Annotated in this window: 17 protein-coding genes, 1 tRNA gene and 2 pseudogenes; 3 read left to right on the plus strand and 17 right to left on the minus strand. The window is 58.1% G+C overall.

Annotated elements, in window-relative coordinates; all coding sequences use genetic code 11:
* Positions 1–305: 305 nt before the first annotated feature.
* The 8 genes from AB4O40_RS18940 to AB4O40_RS18975 all read right to left on the minus strand — a co-directional run bounded on the left by AB4O40_RS18940 (position 306) and on the right by AB4O40_RS18975 (position 7,099).
* On the minus strand, positions 306–1,295 hold the full coding sequence (locus AB4O40_RS18940) for an Abi family protein (RefSeq protein WP_223541969.1): 990 nt from the start codon (positions 1,293–1,295) through the stop codon (positions 306–308).
* Between the two features lie 281 nt (positions 1,296–1,576).
* Positions 1,577–1,652 (minus strand) — tRNA-Thr (locus tag AB4O40_RS18945).
* Positions 1,653–1,730: 78 nt separating this feature from the next.
* Positions 1,731–2,555: an FkbM family methyltransferase gene (locus AB4O40_RS18950; protein ID WP_460053662.1), complete on the minus strand. Its 825-nt coding sequence runs from the start codon at positions 2,553–2,555 to the stop codon at positions 1,731–1,733.
* Between the two features lie 343 nt (positions 2,556–2,898).
* Positions 2,899–4,128: a methyltransferase gene (locus tag AB4O40_RS18955; protein ID WP_460053660.1), complete on the minus strand. Its 1,230-nt coding sequence runs from the start codon at positions 4,126–4,128 to the stop codon at positions 2,899–2,901.
* On the minus strand, positions 4,109–4,798 hold the full coding sequence (locus tag AB4O40_RS18960) for an ABC transporter permease (RefSeq protein WP_056725836.1): 690 nt from the start codon (positions 4,796–4,798) through the stop codon (positions 4,109–4,111). Before AB4O40_RS18960 ends, AB4O40_RS18955 begins: the two co-directional genes overlap by 20 nt.
* On the minus strand, positions 4,795–5,490 hold the full coding sequence (locus AB4O40_RS18965) for an ABC transporter permease (protein ID WP_056725834.1): 696 nt from the start codon (positions 5,488–5,490) through the stop codon (positions 4,795–4,797). Before AB4O40_RS18965 ends, AB4O40_RS18960 begins: the two co-directional genes overlap by 4 nt.
* Positions 5,491–5,562: 72 nt before the next feature.
* A complete protein-coding gene (locus tag AB4O40_RS18970) occupies positions 5,563–6,312 on the minus strand; it encodes an ABC transporter substrate-binding protein (protein WP_015093061.1) in 750 nt (249 codons plus the stop codon).
* A 13-nt stretch (positions 6,313–6,325) separates the two neighbouring features.
* Positions 6,326–7,099 (minus strand): ABC transporter ATP-binding protein, encoded by a 774-nt coding sequence (locus tag AB4O40_RS18975; RefSeq protein ID WP_007972784.1) that lies wholly within the window; start codon positions 7,097–7,099, stop codon positions 6,326–6,328.
* A 564-nt stretch (positions 7,100–7,663) separates the two neighbouring features.
* Between AB4O40_RS18975 and gabP the strand changes: the two genes are divergently transcribed.
* On the plus strand, positions 7,664–9,055 hold the full coding sequence (gabP, locus tag AB4O40_RS18980) for a GABA permease (RefSeq protein ID WP_460053657.1): 1,392 nt from the start codon (positions 7,664–7,666) through the stop codon (positions 9,053–9,055).
* A 77-nt stretch (positions 9,056–9,132) separates the two neighbouring features.
* Here the strand turns inward: gabP and vapC are convergent, their stop codons facing one another.
* The 6 genes from vapC to AB4O40_RS19010 form a co-directional block, all read right to left on the minus strand.
* Positions 9,133–9,540, minus strand: coding sequence for a type II toxin-antitoxin system tRNA(fMet)-specific endonuclease VapC (gene vapC / locus AB4O40_RS18985; RefSeq protein ID WP_056725829.1), 408 nt, complete (start codon positions 9,538–9,540; stop codon positions 9,133–9,135).
* Positions 9,540–9,770 carry a type II toxin-antitoxin system VapB family antitoxin gene (vapB, locus tag AB4O40_RS18990; protein ID WP_056725827.1) on the minus strand — a complete coding sequence of 77 codons (231 nt, stop codon included), beginning with the start codon at positions 9,768–9,770 and terminating at the stop codon, positions 9,540–9,542. Before vapB ends, vapC begins: the two co-directional genes overlap by 1 nt.
* Before the next feature lie 168 nt (positions 9,771–9,938).
* Entirely contained in the window at positions 9,939–10,388 is a 450-nt protein-coding gene (locus AB4O40_RS18995) for a hypothetical protein (protein ID WP_056725825.1), read from the minus strand.
* A gap of 6 nt (positions 10,389–10,394) precedes the next feature.
* Positions 10,395–10,811, minus strand: coding sequence for a hypothetical protein (locus tag AB4O40_RS19000; RefSeq protein ID WP_008046520.1), 417 nt, complete (start codon positions 10,809–10,811; stop codon positions 10,395–10,397).
* A 108-nt stretch (positions 10,812–10,919) separates the two neighbouring features.
* Complete coding sequence (locus AB4O40_RS19005; protein ID WP_409079112.1) at positions 10,920–11,894, minus strand: alpha/beta hydrolase family protein; 975 nt, start codon at positions 11,892–11,894, stop codon at positions 10,920–10,922.
* A gap of 68 nt (positions 11,895–11,962) precedes the next feature.
* Positions 11,963–12,712, minus strand: coding sequence for a DUF1016 N-terminal domain-containing protein (locus AB4O40_RS19010; protein WP_460053654.1), 750 nt, complete (start codon positions 12,710–12,712; stop codon positions 11,963–11,965).
* Between the two features lie 253 nt (positions 12,713–12,965).
* Between AB4O40_RS19010 and AB4O40_RS19015 the strand changes: the two genes are divergently transcribed.
* Complete coding sequence (locus tag AB4O40_RS19015) at positions 12,966–13,415, plus strand: carboxypeptidase regulatory-like domain-containing protein (RefSeq protein WP_409079114.1); 450 nt, start codon at positions 12,966–12,968, stop codon at positions 13,413–13,415.
* 123 nt (positions 13,416–13,538) lie between these two features.
* On the opposite strand, the gene AB4O40_RS19020 is transcribed toward AB4O40_RS19015, so the two are convergent.
* Together AB4O40_RS19020 and AB4O40_RS19025 are read right to left on the minus strand one after the other, a co-directional pair.
* Positions 13,539–14,330, minus strand: a complete 792-nt coding sequence (locus AB4O40_RS19020; RefSeq protein WP_409079115.1) for a TSUP family transporter — start codon at positions 14,328–14,330, stop codon at positions 13,539–13,541.
* Between the two features lie 41 nt (positions 14,331–14,371).
* A complete protein-coding gene (locus tag AB4O40_RS19025; protein ID WP_460053653.1) occupies positions 14,372–15,451 on the minus strand; it encodes a hypothetical protein in 1,080 nt (359 codons plus the stop codon).
* Positions 15,452–15,595: 144 nt separating this feature from the next.
* Here AB4O40_RS19025 and AB4O40_RS19030 point away from each other — a divergent pair.
* Positions 15,596–15,748: pseudogene (locus tag AB4O40_RS19030) on the plus strand (carboxypeptidase regulatory-like domain-containing protein); the annotation flags it as partial.
* A 65-nt stretch (positions 15,749–15,813) separates the two neighbouring features.
* Here AB4O40_RS19030 and AB4O40_RS19035 read toward each other — a convergent pair.
* A pseudogene (locus AB4O40_RS19035) lies at positions 15,814–17,187 on the minus strand (calcium-binding protein); the annotation flags it as partial.
* Positions 17,188–17,242: the final 55 nt, after the last annotated feature.

Consider the following 17,242-nt stretch of genomic DNA (forward strand, 5'->3'; position numbering starts at 1 on the left):
GTTGTGGATGAAATTATCCCCCGGCGGAAATGAGTGGTTTCCCACAGACAGTTTGGTGGGCTTTAGATTTTTTAAGTGAGGTCCATCCAAGCAGGGCGGCATTGCAGTTCCGCTTGGATGGACCCGCGTGGAAGGGTGCGGTGATTTCACAGGCTTACCCATGTTTGAATGCGCCACGGCTTTTTTTTCGGGGCGGTGATGTTGTCGTCGACTGGGTGAGCGGATTCATGGACTCGATGGGGGCAGACCACGATTTTCGGCTTGAGTGATCGTAGGAAATTAATCGTGGTCTATTTCTGGCTTCCTTACTCCAAACACCATTGCTGCTGACGTTTCCAATCATTTGGAAATCCCATGAGTCTCAAATAACCCAGTTCCTGCTGATCCACTATTTCGGCCAGGCGAAATTTCCACTGGCTGTCTGGACTGATCAAGTCGGTTAGATAGGCCAGCATCGTCAATACGATGTATAGCCGCTGCTTGGGTTGAGGCCGGTCGGCAGGCGCATTTGGGATGGCCCATTCTTTGGGTAAGGATGGTCGAATCGAGAGCTCTCGGTTCCATAGTCGTGAGTGGTGGGCGCAGCAGTTTCGAATGAAGGTCAGGGTGTGGAGCCAGGAGGCCAATACTTCGAAGGGCAGATTGAATCTGCTAGCGATCGCTTTCTTGTCGACGCTTTTGCCTATGGCATTGAAGAGGGTAGATACCGTGCCAAGGCTGAGCTCTTCCAGAACAGCCCAGGCGGGCGGCAACTCAGGATGGGCATAAGTCGACCCGTAGAATCGAAAATAGTTATCGCGCATGCGATTTTCAATCCGCTGTTGCTGGACCCCATCAGCCTGACGGCTCTTTTTTATGCGATCAATCTCACGTCCAAGTTTGTTCCGTTCCTTGCTCAGATGATCTCGCAGGGGACGCAGAAGATCAGAATGTGAATATGACGAGGAGAAGACTGACGCGTCAGCTATCCAGTCAGGCCCATACTTAGGGCACATGTGATTGCTGATAGTCGCTCGTATGGCGACTTCGACACGTTCGATGGCATCCATGGTTATGCGTCGCAACGAACCATCGAAGCGGTAGATGTCGACGACTGCTTTCAGAGTGCTACCGGGCTTGAAGGTGTGTTCAGGGTCTGGCTCCTGGAAGGGGCGCATGTAAGGGCTCAGGCGAAACAGCGTGACCACTTCGAGAAAGCGCATGGCCCGATCGTCGTTGGCGACGTGCAGGCCTCGTTGCTTTAGCAGTTCCAATTGCTGTTCTACGCTGAGGGCCGGCTTGTCGAAGGGCCTCATGTAGTTTTCTCCAGACAAAAAAAACCCGCACGATTTGAGCTTGCTGACTGGGTCAACCTAGGCTTGGCGGGTGTGTTGGGGTGCATTATAGGTAGGTGTAAGAGCCCGTCAACGTCGCGCTGACGTGAAATTGTAACGGGTAAGCGCGCGGGCAATGTTTGGTTTGTATACGGAGATAAGGCGTTGTTGGTCTTATCGCAGCAATGTGGCCGCTTCTAGGGGAGTTTCCACCCCCCAGAAACAACAAAGCCCTCGTATTTCTACGAGGGCTTTGTTTTGTATGGTGCCGGCACCAGGAATCGAACCCGGGACCTACTGATTACAAGTCAGTTGCTCTACCATCTGAGCTATACCGGCGTGTCAGGGCGACGATTATAGCGATTGGCTGGCTTCTGTAAACCCCTGAATTCTGACTATTTTTGCACGAGCTTCAGGTCAGGTGCGCAGCAGGGTTTTCTTGAGTTTCTGGATGGCTTGCCAGGCTCGACTGTTTTGCATCGCGCGCAGCTGTGCTTCGGCCTGTTCGGCGCGTTGCAGGGCGGCGGCGAGTTGGTGTTCGGCGTCGCTGACGGGGTGGCTGAAGTTGTGGCCTTTGCAGAACTGGAACTCGTCCAGGTTGCAAGGCGGGATGTCGAAGGCGGGTTTGAGGTTCAGGTGTTCTTCGGCGAGGTAGTAGGTGTTGATGCCGTCGAACAGGATGGAGTGGTAGCCGGCGTCGGTGACCAGGGTTTCCCAAGTCTGGTCGCGGGCCCAGGGGGTTTCGATGAGGATCACCCATGGCCGCCATTGGCTGAAGTCCATGCCGCGCAGGACGGTTTCTTCGTGGCCTTCGACGTCGATTTTCAGGAAATGGATATCGCGGTCCCGGGCGTGTTCTTCGCAGATGGAGCTCAGGGTGCGGGACTTGATCGTTTGGCTGCGCACGTCCATGCCGGCGTCTTTGTGCAATTTCGCCATGGTCGGATCGAGGGTCGAGAGGCCGGTGCCGGCGATGCCGTAGAAGGTCAGGTCGTCAGCACTTTCCCCGGCCGCGCATTGCAGGTTGGTGTCTTTGGGACGTTGCTGGCACAGGGCTTCGTAGTAGTTGGGCATCGGTTCGACGTTGATGCCGGTCCAGCCATGGTCATAGAACGCCTTGGTGACTGAGTCATGGGTGGGGTGGTTTGCCCCGACGTCGATGTAGAAGCCGTTCTCAACGGTTTTGAGGGCGCGCCACAGGCGTATGTCTTCGAAATTCTGTGCGTATGAAATGAACGTCACTGGGGCATCCTGTCGGAGGAATGTTCTTGTTTGTGGCCGCGCTGCCGGCGCCCTTGCGTGTGTGTATATCAAGAGTAATGAAAGGGTGCAATTTCCCCTGTCTACGGTCCGGGATTAGGCGTTTATGTCGTTTTGATTAAATGCTTATGCACAATGCGATTGGCAGCGCACCGGGTTTAGGCCGAATTTGTGGATCTGTTCTCATTTGTCCGCAAATACCTGTTTTTTCGATTTTTTATTCGGGTGTACAAAAAATGAACAGTGTGGATTTAGTCCTGAAACCTGCATGGATATTGGATCCACGATAATTCCATCAACAGAGTTATCCACAGGTCGGATGCGTTTAGGCGCGTTCGGCCAGGAGCAGGAAATTACGCGGCGTGAGCGGGGTTTCGCAGAAGGTGCCGACGCGGACGCTGTAGCCCCGCTCGGCGAGGAAAAGTGCCCGATCAAGGACCAGCCAAAGCTCCAGCGGGCGTCGGAAAAGTCCGCGCAGTAGTTCAAGGTTGCGCACTTCGGCCAGTCGTTGCCAACCGGCGGCTTCGAGGGCTGGCCAATTTTGCGGGCCGATTGTGGATAACTCTTTGAGTGCGGCCAGGTGATGGCAGTAATCGGCGAAGGGTTTGTCCAGCCAGGCGCTGGGCAGGGAAGGGGTTGGCAGGTACTCGTCCAGGCCGCGCAGTTGCCGTTGCAGCAAGTCGAAGCCCAGGCGCCGGGCCATGGAGGTGTCGCGTTGACGTCGCACGCGGGTACCGGCGGTAACGGTTTCGCTCATGGGCAGCGCGAGGTCGTCGAGGGAAAGCTGTAGGCCGGAGCCATTGGCGGCCGAGGAAATCGGCGAGTATTGGGCAAGACTGATTCGGTTGTAGCAGCACGGTGCAATGGCGAGCTGTTTGCAGCCTGTGGCGCTGGCGAGTTGAATCAACCGCACATGCAAATCACCACAGGCGTGAAGCGCGACGGGCGTGTGATACGCACGCAGTAGACAAGCGGCGTCTGCCGCGAGCACATCCTGTTCGATATGCAGCGCATGCAGGTGATGGCGCTGGCTGAGTGCCTGGCCGCTGGTGACCAGTGCCGGGTCGTATTCCAGGCATGTCAGTTGTTGCCCCGGTTGCAGCAGGCGGCGGCCCAGATGTCCCTTGCCTGAGCACCAGTCCAGCCAATGCTGCGGTGCCTCGGAAAACTGCAAGCGACTGGCGAAGGCTTCGATCTGCTGCCATTTGCGCCCCGGTACATCGACGTTCAATCGATGGCCGGCCGCTTCGAGCATGCGCGCGGGCAATTCATCCACGGCACTCAAGGCAACGGACATTGTTGCCAGGCAAGCAAAGGGTTCGGGTGCATTCAGGAGGGCGGGTTGGTTGTGAGCGTTTTCCGCGTTTTCCAGCGTTCGCTCGCGTAGCCATGCGGCCAGCTCCGGGTAGGACGCTTCCCAAGGCAGCTGTAGATGAGTGAACGGCCGAGGTTTCCACAGTGCCTGATGCTCTGTCAGAAAAGCATCCAGCGCGGTGAAACGGGCGAGCAGGGCCTCGCCCGTCAACACGCCGGTATCAACGCCCTTGGCAGGCATCGACGCGCAACCAGCGCTCCAGCAGCTTGAAGCCACGCACCAGCACGTAAGCCATTACCAGGTAGAACATGCCCGCGGCGAAGAAGATCTCCACCGGCAGGTAGGTCCGGGCAATGATGGTGCGGGCCATGCCGGTCAGTTCCAGCAGGGTCACGGTGCTGGCCAGGGCGCTGGCCTTGAGCATCAGGATCACTTCGTTGCTGTAGGCCGGCAGGCCGATGCGCGCGGCGCGCGGCAGGATGATGTAGAACAGTGCCTTGGGCCTGGACATGCCCAGCGCCCGTGCCGCTTCGATCTCGCCCGGTGGAATCGCCTGGATGGCGCCCCGCAGGATTTCCGCAATGTAGGCCGCGGTGTGCAGGGTCATGGTTGCCGTGGCGCACCAGAACGGATCGCGCAGGTACGGCCACATCGAACTGTTACGGACCGCGTCGAACTGCGCCAGGCCGTAGTAGACCAGGAACAGCTGGACCAGCAACGGCGTGCCACGGAAAAAGAAAATGTAGCCGTAGGGAAATGCCCGCACCCACCACAGGCGCGACGAGCGGGCGATGCCCAGTGGGATGGCCAGCAGCAAACCGGCGATCACGGCGATGGCCACCAGTTCGAGGGTCAGGGTTGCGCCTTGGGCCAGTTTCGGCAGCCACTTGATGATGACTTCCCAGTTCATTGGGTGCTCCTCGCGAAGCCGCGAGCGGCACGTTTTTCCAGCAAGTGCATGCCGGTCATCGCCAGCACCGTCAGGCTCAGGTACATGAACGCGGCCACCATATAGAAGGTGAACGGCTGTTTGGAGACGGTCACGCCGATTTGCGCGTGACGCATGATTTCTTCCAGGCCGATCACCGACACCAGCGCGGTGTCCTTCATCAGGATCATGAACAGATTGCCCAGGCCGGGCAGGGCGATGCGCCACATCTGCGGCATGATCAGTTTGGTGAAGATGCGCCACTTCGACAGGCCCAGGGCCACGCCGGCTTCACGATGGCCTTTGGGAATGGCGAGGATCGCGCCGCGAAACACTTCCGTGGCGTAGGCGCCGAAGCACAGGCCCAGCGCAATCACGCCGGCGGCGAAGGCGTTGAGTTCAAGGTCGGGGTTGCCGAAGAACTCGCCCAAGGCACGCATCAGGTTGACCGTGCCGAAGTAGATCAACAGCACCCAGAGCAATTCCGGGATGCCGCGAACCAGGGTCGAGTAAGTGCCGCCAAGCCATTGCAGCGGCTTGTACGGGGAGGTCTTGGCCAAGGCGCCGAGCAGACCGAGTACCAGCCCCAGGCACAGGGCCGAGAGTGCCAGTTTCACAGTCATCAGCGCGCCAGCGGCGAGCGCCGGGCCGAATCCGTAGAGGTCGATAATCATGGATTTCTTTTCAAATCGCGGCAGGCAAGGCCGAGAACCGGCGCCATCAGGCGCCGGTCAGGCAGGTCAGTATCAATAGATGCTGAACGGGAAGTACTTGTCGTTGATCTTCTTGTAGGTGCCGTCAGCGACGATTTCTTTGAGCGCGGTGTTCAGCTTCTCGCGGATCGGGTCCTTCTTGCGCACGGCAATACCGATCTTGTCGCTTTCTTCCACCGGGTCGCCCTTGAACTCGTAGCTACGGCCAGCGTCGCTTTTCAGCCATTCGTAGTTGACGTACTTGTCGGCCAGGATGCCGTCCAGGCGGCCGGAAGTCAGGTCGAGGTAGGCGTTTTCCTGGGTGTCGTAGAGCTTGATGGTGATGTCGTCACCATAGTTGTCTTCCAGGAAGGTGCCGGCCAGGGTCGCGCGCTGGGCGCCGATGATCTTGCCTTTGAGCGCCGCCTTGTCGGTTTTGAAGTCGATGTCTTTCTTGGCGATGAACTGCAGCTTGTTGGAGTAGTACGGGTCGGTGAAGTCCACCGCTTGCTTGCGCTCGTCGGTGATCGACATCGAGGAGATCAGGAAGTCGAACTTCTTGGCGTTCAGGGCCGGGATGATGCCGTCCCAGTCGGAGGTCACGACGGTGCACTCGACTTTCATCTTGGCGCACAGGGCGTCGCCGATCTCTTTGTCGAAGCCGACGACATTGCCACTGGCATCTTTATTGTTGAACGGCGGGTAAGCCGCTTCGATGCCCATCTTCAGGGTTTCGGCCATGGCACCGGCGCTGAACGCCAGGGTGACGGCGGCAGCCAGGAAGACCTTTTTGTAGTTCTGCATGTGGGTAGCTCCGTTAGCGGTTGCTGGACATGAATTGTTTGCAGCGCGCCGAAAGCGGGTTTTCGAACACCTGCTGTGGCGATCCTTGCTCTTCTACCAGGCCCTGGTGGAGGAACACCACTTCGCTGGAGACCTGACGGGCGAAGCCCATTTCGTGGGTTACGAGCAGCATGGTGCGGCCTTCTTCGGCCAGCGCGCGGATGACATTAAGTACTTCCTGGACCATTTCCGGGTCAAGCGCCGAGGTCGGCTCGTCGAACAGGATGACCTTGGGCTGCATGGCCAGGGTGCGGGCGATGGCCGCCCGTTGTTGCTGGCCGCCGGACAACTGCGCCGGGTACGCGTGGCGCTTGTCGGCGATACCGACCTTGGCCAGCAGGGCTTCGGCCACTTCGATGGCTTCGGCCTTGCTCTGGCCGAGTACGCGGCGCGGGGCTTCGATGATGTTGTCGAGCACGCTCATGTGCGGCCACAGATTAAAGTTTTGAAATACAAAACCGATTTCGCTGCGCAGGCGATTGATCTGCTTGCCGTCGGCGGCCACCAGTTCACCGTTCTTCGCGGCCTTGAGCTTGAGTTCTTCGCCGGCGACCAGGATCTGGCCTTGGTGCGGATTTTCCAGCAGGTTGATGCACCGCAGGAACGTGGACTTGCCGGAGCCGGAGGAACCCAGGATCGAGATCACGTCGCCGTCGCGGGCGGTCAGCGAGATGCCTTTGAGCACCTCCAGCGAACCATAGCGTTTGTGCAAGTTGCGGATTTCAAGCGCGGGCGTGGCCTCAGCCATGTGCGTTCCTCATATATGTTGCGCTCCTGCTGTTGGCGGCCTTCCTGGCGAGGCGGCCAACCTAGCATAGCGTTTCAATGGCAGCCAACAGCGCTACGGACGGTAAACGGCTGGTGCGTGGCAGGTTGTCGCATCGGCGCAGCAGACTGTCGCCCCATCAACAACCGAACAGCCGTTTGAACCTTGCCTGTCGATAAAAGGCGCGGTGGCTGCCGCAAAAAAAGGCGCGATGTTGCCAGCTTTGGCAGGGTGTTGGAAGCGCTATCCGGCCAAATGCACCGCTTGTGCACTTTTAATGTGCGCGGAGCCATTTTCAGGTGTGTTTCCGGTGCGCTGATTCACCCCACAAAGTGGGTGGCAGGGTAACGTTCTGGCAAAGTGCCATTGAATTCAATGGGTTGCGATGACTGTCCGGTCGGGGTGAGATCGCCGGGTTAGAGGGTTTTGAAATATTTTGGCGCAATTATTGCGTGCAGAATCCAGAACGCCCTGTTGGCTTCTTTTTACGAGAAGGTTCGCCGAACGGGATGCACGCATTCGCTTCTCCTTACAAAGGTAGTTTTAATGAGCAGTACCCAAAGCTCTAGTGGCCTCGAACAGGGGCTCAAACCGCGCCACGTGACCATGCTGTCGATTGCCGGGGTTATCGGCGCCGGCTTGTTCGTTGGCTCGGGTCACGCCATCGCCGCTGCAGGTCCGGCTGTTCTGTTGGCTTACGCCGCCGCCGGTATGTTGGTGGTGCTGGTGATGCGCATGCTCGGCGAAATGGCCGTTGCCTCGCCGGACACCGGTTCGTTTTCGACTTACGCCGACCGTGCGATCGGTCACTGGGCCGGTTTCACCATCGGCTGGCTCTACTGGTGGTTCTGGGTGCTGGTAATTCCGCTGGAAGCCAACGCCGCTGCGACCATCCTGCATGCCTGGTTCCCTGGCGTGGACATCTGGGCCTTCGCCCTGGTCATCACGATGTTGCTGACTGTGACCAACCTGTTCAGCGTAAAGAACTACGGTGAGTTCGAGTTCTGGTTCGCCCTGATCAAAGTGCTGGCCATCATTGGTTTCATTGTTCTGGGCCTCATGGCGATCTTCGGCTTCCTGCCGGGCAGCCAGGTCAGCGGTGTTTCGCACCTGTTCGACACCCAGGGCTTCCTGCCAAACGGCATGGGCGCAGTGTTGGGTGCGATCCTGACCACCATGTTCTCCTTCATGGGCACCGAGATCGTGACCATCGCGGCCGCCGAATCGAAAGATCCGGGCAAGCAAATCTCCAAGGCCACCAACTCGGTGATCTGGCGGATCGGCTTGTTCTACCTCGTGTCGATCTTCATCGTTGTGGCCCTGGTGCCATGGAACGACCCGATCCTGGCCAGCGTTGGTTCTTACCAGACTGTGCTTGAACGCATGGGCATCCCGAACGCCAAGATGATCGTCGACATTGTGGTACTGGTTGCCGTGACCAGCTGCCTGAACTCGGCGCTCTACACGTCGTCGCGCATGATGTTTTCCCTGGGCAAGCGCGGCGATGCGCCGGCGATGTCCACGCGCACCAACAACAGTGGCACGCCTTACTGGGCGGTGATGCTGTCCACCGGTGCCGCGTTCCTGGCAACATTCGCCAACTACGTGGCTCCGGCTGCGGTGTTCGAATTCCTGCTGGCCAGCTCCGGTGCCATCGCACTGCTGGTGTACCTGGTGATTGCGATTTCGCAACTGCGCATGCGTAAGCAGCGTATCGCGCGCGGCGAGAAAATCGCCTTCAGCATGTGGTTGTTCCCGGGCCTGACCTACGCGGTGATCGTCTTCATCGTCGCGGCCCTGACCATCATGCTGTTCCAGGATGCCCATCGCGTGGAAATTCTTGCGACCGGCTTGCTCAGTGCCCTGGTGGTAGCGACCGGCTTGCTGGTGGCTCGCCGCCGCAAGCTGGAAAAACGCGGCGCGGTAGTGCTGAACTGATTCATACCGCGTAATGCAAAACGGCCGCTGTCAGTGATGACGAGCGGCCGTTTTTGTTTCTGTCGATTGTCCTGTGTTCAGTCGACATGAGCCCAGTCTTCTACGCGTAACCCTGGAACTCGCTCAAACTCCCGCAGGTTGTTGGTGACCACGATAAACCCGCGTGAGCGTGCGTGCCCCGCGATCATCTGGTCGTACGGGTCTATGGGTTTGCCTGCCTTTGCCAGCTCGGATCGAATCATTCCGGTGTGTGCTGCTGCTTCGTTGTCGAAGGGCAGGACTTCAAGTCGGGCGGCGAAGCCCTCGATGACCGCCAGGTTTTTTTCGGGCGCTGCTGATTTTTCCGCGCCGTAGATCAGCTCCATCAGCGTAACCGCACTGATGCACAGTTGGCCGTGATGACGGTTGAACGCCTCCCGTACCACCTGTGGTTTGTTCTTGATGGTGAAGATGCAGATGTTGGTATCGAGCATGTACTTGATCATCAGAACGACTCACGCTCCTGATCGGCGGGTTGCTCGCGATCGGTCATGAAGTCTGCCGTGATGCTTTCGCCATCGAACCAACTGTCCCAGGTTTCACCGGCGGGCGTGATGATTCGGCTTCGACCTACGGCGACGACGTCGACTCGTTTCACGTCGCTTGGCATGGCTACAGCTTTCGGCAGGCGAACGGCCTGGCTTCGATTGCTCATGAAAAGGGTTGTCTGTTCCATTTGGACCTCCTGCGCTTTTGCTGGTGCGATGAGTCCAAAGGATAGGTTTTGTGTTGGATATGTCAACGGGATATACGTGGTGCCTGACGGAAGGAATGCGCTCGATCAGAGCCAAAAAGGCCGCTGTCAGTGATGACAAAAGCGGCCTTTTTTGTTTGGGCGTAACCCTTACTCGGCTTTTTCTTCCGGCGCTTCCAGCGACTCGCGGTAGACATCCAGTGCAGCGCCGAAATCGGCGATGAACTGTGGCTCGCTCAGCCATGCCTGGGCGGCGTCGCGGTCCATGCCGTCGGCCCACATGCGGTAGTCGATCAGCATGTCGGCGGCCAGGTGGGTGGCGGCCATGCCTTCGTCGTCGGCGTTTTCCATGTCCAGCAGTTCTGGATGGTCGATGATGATAAAGGCGAGGTCCGTCAGCAATACCGAGAGCATTTCGCTGCGGCTGACCGCTTCGGCGTCACGCATTTTGCTGAACATCGCCAGGGTGTATTCCGGGATTGGCTCGCCGAAATCGGGCAGGTCCTGATCCACGATGGATTTTCTGCCGACCATGCGGATCTGCTTGGCTTTGGCTTTTGCGCGCTTGGCGCGTTTCTGTTGCTTGTTCAGGGAGGCCATGGGAACTCAGTTCGGTTTCTGTTGGGTTTGCGCGGCAATGGCGTCGGACGCCGCCACGTAGTCGGCCTGAAAGGCCGGTGATTCGATCCACGCCAGGGCGCCGGCTTCGTCGGTTTCGGCCGACCATTGGCGATATTCGATCAGAGCAGCGAGGATGAAGTCTGTCGCTGTTTCCTCGCCTTCCTGCTCCAGTACCAGTGCGATAAGCGGATGTTCCAGAAAGGCCGCGCACATGGCCTGCTGGCTGATCTTTTGTGCGTCGATCATCTCTTTGAACATGTCGGTCAGGTCCACCGACTCGAAGTCGATGCGATCGTCGTTCGGGTCCAGTTCCACCGGCGCGGCAGCCCGCTGGGTGCGGTTCTGCTTGGCCTTGGCCTTGGCGCGGGAGGCGCGTTTTTGCTGCTTGTTGGCGGAGGCCATGGGCGTCGTTCCGTATTCGTTGAAGGGGCAAAGGGCCTAGGGGGCGTTCTCAATTAGTTTTCCCGTCAGCAAACCCGGCGCGGCGTGAAAACTAATTGAGAACGCCCCCTAACTGCGTGGCACTCGCCGCCCGGGGGTATCGGGGGCCAGTTCGCCGTTTTGCAGCCAGGCCAATGCAATGGGCCATAGTGTGGCTTGGTATGCGCTACGAAAAAAGGCGAAATGTCCGACTTCTTCTTCGCCGATGTCTTCGGGATGGATGCGCAGGTGAGAGTTTGAGCTGCCGGTGAAGTAGCCAAGCAGGCGCTCGATGGCAGGGACCGTGCCGTAGGGATCGTCGCTGATGCTGATGGCCAGGGTTTGCGCGGTGACGTTGGCAAAGGGCAACTGCCCGGTGGTTTTGCTGATTGTGCGGCCGCTGGCGCGTTTCTCGTAACGGGCAGTGGAGAGACTCCAGTCACGGACCACGCCAGCAGGTGTGTCTTCCAGCCAGCCAAGGCGTTTGCCCGGAAAGTAGCCGTAGATCATCGTCACCAGTGGCATCAGCACATGCCACTTGCCGAACATGCGCCAGCGATGGGTCGGCGCATAGTCGCGCCAGTAGGCGAATTGCGCACCGACCGTCACCAGGCGCCGGATCAGGTGCCCGGACGCCCCCAGGCCCGCTGCACAGCCGCCAAAGCTGTGGCCGACCACATCGACAGGCTGCCCCGGGAACTCACGCTGTGCGCGCTTGAGCATCGCTTCGAAATCCAGCGCTCCCCAATCGGTCCACGAGGCTTGAAGCCCCTTGAGCGATGCCGGACGCGACTCGCCGATGCCGCGGTAGTCATAGGTGATGACATCGAAGCCGTGGGCGAACAGATAGTCGGCAAAACGTGAGTAATGCCGGCAACGGACTGACGTGGCGGCATTGATGATCACTACCGGACGAGCGGCGTCTTGAGAGGCGTGTCGCCAGGTGAAGCCACCGAGGATGAAACCGTCCGCGGCGGTTTCCTTGAACGGCTTGCCAGGGATGGTATCCGGCCGCGGCAGCTCGATGCGCGTGGGGGCCAGTGGAGGCGTGTCCTGCAAATTCATCGGCGTCAGTCCTTTGCGGGTAGCTGCCAACGATAGTCTTGATGCCGTTGATGGACAATCCGTTCGCCTCAACGCGGTTGTTGATTGGTCAAGCGCTCTTCAAGTGCCGCTCGCTCCCGATCCAGTGCATCACGCAGTTCCTCTTCACTCGGCAGGACAAGCTTGTACTTGCTGGCCAGCAATTGTTCGATCAGCGCTTGTTCGATCTCGCTTTCCTGAAGCTTGCCGGCATTGGGTAAACCAAGAAACTCCAGTACCACCGGATCACGGATGAAATCCCGAGGGCTGGCCTTCATGTTTTGAATGTGGGTGGCGGCCTCCTGCTTGACGCTGCCGCGATCGCGACTCGCCAGCAGGCGTTCGTAGTACAGCGTATTGATCTGGCGCTCCAGCGCTCGGCTTGACCAGTTTTGGGTGGCTGATTCGTTCATGTACCAGAGACGAGCGCTGTCGTTGTCGACCCGAAGCAGGTGGCGGTAGTGGGTCCAGCTCAATTCGTGACGCAGTGCGTCACGAATTGGAAAGGCTTGATAGAACAGACGCATATACCGAAGGTTGGACGCGTCAAATCCCTTTCCGAACTCCGCAGTTAGCACTTTGGCCAAGGTCGATAGTAACTCTTTGCCATACCTGGCCCGTCGCGCGCCGTTCTGTTCGAACTCAACAATGTGCCGGCCAATCTGCCAGCAGGTTTGCACTTGCACGGTATCGACCGCCCGAAGCACTTTCTGACGTGCCTGATGGATCAATTTACCAAGGTTGCCAAGCAGTGATGCCAGATGTGGGTCGTGAGTGTCGTTGGGGGTGAGGGTTGTCATGAAGTCTTCCGCAGCAGGTTGAACAGCGAAAGAGAATGACAAGTGTGCACCTTTCGAAGATGCCGGGGATTACTGAAAAACAGACAGGAAATACCGGGTTGTCCGGCAGGACGGGTCTGATGGCAAGCGAGGGTTGAGGAGCAAATGGCGTAGTACGTTTCGTACTCAGGCCAAATCAATCTAAACCCCTCCCTCCGGCTGGAAATCCAAAGAGTGTAACGATTGGGTTCTGCAGAACCCGGGAGTCGTCATCATGAAATACCTCCATACACTCCTGTTGCCCCTCACCGCTGTAGGCATGCTGATGTATCCAGCGATGACACCTGCCGCCAGCCTTGAGCCCATCGACAGCCAGGGGGTGCAGGTGCAAAGCCAGGAACAAAACGGCATCACCTACCTGTCGGGCGGTATCGGCGAGGATGAGTCCAAGGCCATCCAGCAGACCACCGGCTATAACCTGCACATGACATTCTCTGTCGGGACGGGAAATGAATACACTCCAGACGTGAATGTGGTTATTCAGAAAGCCCCGGGGCAGACCGTGTTGACGCTCAATGGCGCCGGCCCGCTGGTCTACGTGAAACTGCCGGCCGGTAAATACACGGTCATTGCGACGCATAACGGCGAAACACGGCAGGACGTTGCCGATGTTGGCAGTGGTGCAGCCCGTAATCTGGTTTTCCACTGGAATGATGCGAGTTAGCGAGAGTCTGTAAATCAAGAAGCGCAATCAGACCCTGGATCCTGTAATTCAGGGTTTCTTGTATGTGGTGTCATGAACGGCGTACAGACCCGTCTTGGGCGCCGATCATTTTCGACGTGATGATCATAACGACGCCAATGTCTGGATGAGTGCAACGCGTAAAGGGTTGGTTTCTACGCTCAGCAGTTTGATGGCCAACGCGCAGCAGACCACGATCAACATAGGTTTGATCAACCGTGGTCCAACCCGGACAGCGGCCCGTGCACCCAATTGAGCACCGACGAAGGCCGCCAAAGCCATGGCTATGGCTACCGGCCAGATAATCACACCTTTGGTGATAAAGACCGACAGAGAACCGAGATTACATGAGGCGTTGGCAAGTTTGGTAAAGCTCATGGCCCGCATCATGCCCAGGCCGCAGAGCAGTACGAATCCGACGATAAAGAAAGAGCCTACACCGGGGCCAAATATACCGTCGTAGAAGCCCAGAATCGGCGCAACGCTAAACGAAAAAAGCAGAATGCCAATTCTCTTGCGTCGATCTTCATTGGCCAGCTTTGGAGAAAGCGCAAAATAGATGGCTACCAGAATCAGCATGATAGGTACGCAAACTTCCAGGTAGCGCTTATCAATAGAGCTGACCAGCAAGGCTCCACTGGCGCCGCCAATAAATCCGCAGACAACCAGGAAGCGACCTTCGCGCCACTCGATCATTCCTTTGCGAGCAAAGGTTACCGTTGCCGAAACGGTTGCCGAAGCGGCCTGGAACTTGTTCGTGGCAATCGCACTGATGGGATCCACCCCAGCCAGAAACAGTGCAGGCAAGGTTATTAATCCTCCGCCACCTGCTATTGCATCAAAAAAGCCGGCGCAAAATGCGACGAGCGCTAATAGGCTAATTACATCCCAAGACATTCCGATTCCTCTTTTACAGTTACTGGCAAGTCATCCAAAAGTCAGCCCTGCAGCCTCAGCGGGTCTTCTGAAATAACGATAGGAGACGAAAATTTCGACAGGCCAAAAATGCGAACTAGCACCCGTCTGTTGTCTTGGATGATGTCCCGTCCGTGCAGCGCCCGAACGTTATTGATGAGCAAGGCGGACTCTTGCGTCAGCGTGTATTCGATTGGCGTTGCTTCGCGCACACCCTGGCATAGGGCGGCATAGGCCGTTTTGACGAAACGTGAGGCATTGCCGTTTACCGAAAATCGGTATGAGTTGAAACGGGCCGCGAACCCGACGTTGTCATCGAATTCCAGAATTGAAACATTGTGACCATCCTCTCCCTTGCCTCTGACAAAGGAGTCACTGCGGGTGAACTGAAAGCTCCCCGTAGTCAGCGCGAGGCAGTTGGTTATGCCGATTTTTTCGAGTATGGGAGGCAGTGGAATGACTCGTGTCGGTTCCAGGCTCGGGTTCCACAAAGCTGAGAGTATCAGCGACGACGGCGAGGGTGAGTGTCCGTCTTTCGCGTTTATGGCGCACCGGTAGGGCGCCTCTGTGTGTGGGCCTAGCGCCAGGCCGGAGTGGGAGCTCAATTCTTTGATGTCCGGCTCTGCAGGGATTCTGGTCAGTCCGCCGCCCTTGAAGTTGGCCACCAGTCGAACCAGTTTTCCGTCATTGTCCATGTCGTAGGCAAAGGCCCTGTTATCTACCAGTTTCAATAGGATCTGATTGCGGGCGGCCAGGCAAAGGACGTCGCTTCGGTTTTCCAGGGAAGTCTGATCTGGTAATTCATCTGGAGGGCTGGCGTCTGAGATTTTTTGCAACCCATCAAAGATCAATACGGAAATAAGGCCATCGGAATAGGCACTCAACAGTTCGCATTGGTCTTTCGAGAACGAGAACTTCAATTCAATAGCCGCCAAAGCGGCTTTGGACTTGGCTCCCGGTGCCTGTGGCCCACCGATGGCGGCCAGTTCTTCGGCGAATGTGTGAAGCAACGTTGACTGCGGAATATCAAAGCTGAAAGTTCTGATTTCTTGTTCGGTAAAAAGCTCTGCGGTTTCGACGTCTGGTTGAGCGGCGTCAGTCATTTTCTACATCCCTGCTGTGTATCTGTTGCTGGTTATGCGGCAGCTCCTCCTTTAATTCTGCACAAACTGTTAATCGTCGTATGTCATCCATTTCCGTTAAAGCAGACGGAGCGTTCTGACAGGCCGGGGGGGCAACCAGGAATGGCCAGCCTTGAGCCCATCGACAGCCAGGGGGTGCAGGTGCAAAGCCAGGAACAAAACGGCATCACCTACCTGTCGGGCGGTATCGGCGAGGATGAGTCCAAGGCCATTCAGCAGACCACCGGCTATAACCTGCACATTCACTTTCCCGCGGGCATATAAAACCCTGAATCCTGCGATTCAGGGTTTCTTGGTACTTTGGTGTCAGAGACGACCCTCTATCAGGCAATCAGGTCGGCAGTTTGCAAGTTGCTCACCCCCACCAACTGAATTTCGAACTCCGCTGCCGTGTCGGCGTCGGTGCTGCCGTAGAGAATGCCGCCGGCGAACCGCAACTGCCCTGCGGCATTGCTGCTGAAGGCGCTGGAGCCGATGAAGCTGAACGCATCGTTGGCCACCGTCGCCAGGTTGGCGTCCAGGGTCGACAGGTCGATCTTGTCGCCTTCGCTGGTCTTGAAGTCGCCAATGACATCGCGCAGGGCGGCGCCCAGGCCCATTTCACTCAAGGCATTGAAGTCGAACTTGTCGGCCCCGGTGCCACCATACAGCTTGTCCAGGCCCGTGCCGCCGATCAGCAGGTCGTTGCCGGCGCCACCGGTGAGCGTGTCGTTGCCGGCACCGCCGATGAGGGTGTTGGCGGCTGCGTTGCCGGTCAGCTTGTCGTTGTAGTTGCTGCCCGTGAGGTTTTCGAAGTTCAACAGGGTGTCTGAACCGGAACCACCGGTGGCTTGCGCGGTGGTCAGCGCCAGGGTGGCCGTGACCGCTGCGGTGGCGTAGGCATAGGACGCGGTATCGATACCGGCGGCGCCATTGAGGATGTTGTTGCCGGCCCCGGCGTCGATGACGTTGTTGAGGCTGTTACCGGTGCCGTTGGCAGCGCCGGTCGCCAGCAGGCGCAGGTTCTCGACATTGTCAGTCAGGGTGTAGGCACCGAGGGAGCTATAAACGGTATCGATGCCACCGGTGCTGGCGGCAGCATTGGTTTCGCTGACGATATCGCCGGCGTTATCGACGTAGTAGAGGTCGGAGCCGTCGCCGCCGATCAGGCGGTCGGCACCGGCAGCGCCGTTGAGTTGGTCGCTGCCCAGGCCACCGCTGAGGGTGTTGGCGGCCGCATTGCCGGTCAGCCTGTCGTGATAGTTGCTGCCCGTGAGGTTTTCGAAGTTCAACAGGGTGTCGGAACCGGAACCACCGGTGGCTTGCGCAGTGGTCAGTCCCAGGTTGACCGTCACCGCCGCCGTGGCATAGGCATAGGACGCGGTATCGATACCGGCGCCGCCATTGAGGATGTTGTTGCCGGCACCTGCATCGATGACGTTATTGAGGCTGTTACCGGTGCCGTTGGCAGCGCCGGTCGCCAGCAGGCGCAGGTTCTCGACATTGTCAGTCAGGGTGTAGGCACCGAGGTAGCTATAAACGGTATCGATGCCACCGGTGCTGGCGACAGCATTGGTTTCACTGACGATATCGCCAGCATTGTCGACGTAGTAGAGGTCGGAGCCGTCGCCGCCGATCAGGCGGTCGGCACCGGCAGCGCCGTTGAGTTGGTCGCTGCCCAGGCCACCGCTGAGGGTGTTGGCGGCCGCATTGCCGGTCAGCCTGTCGTGATAGTTGCTGCCCGTGAGGTTTTCGAAGTTCAACAGGGTGTCG

The sequence above is a fragment of the Pseudomonas sp. S2_F07 genome (assembly GCF_054668325.1).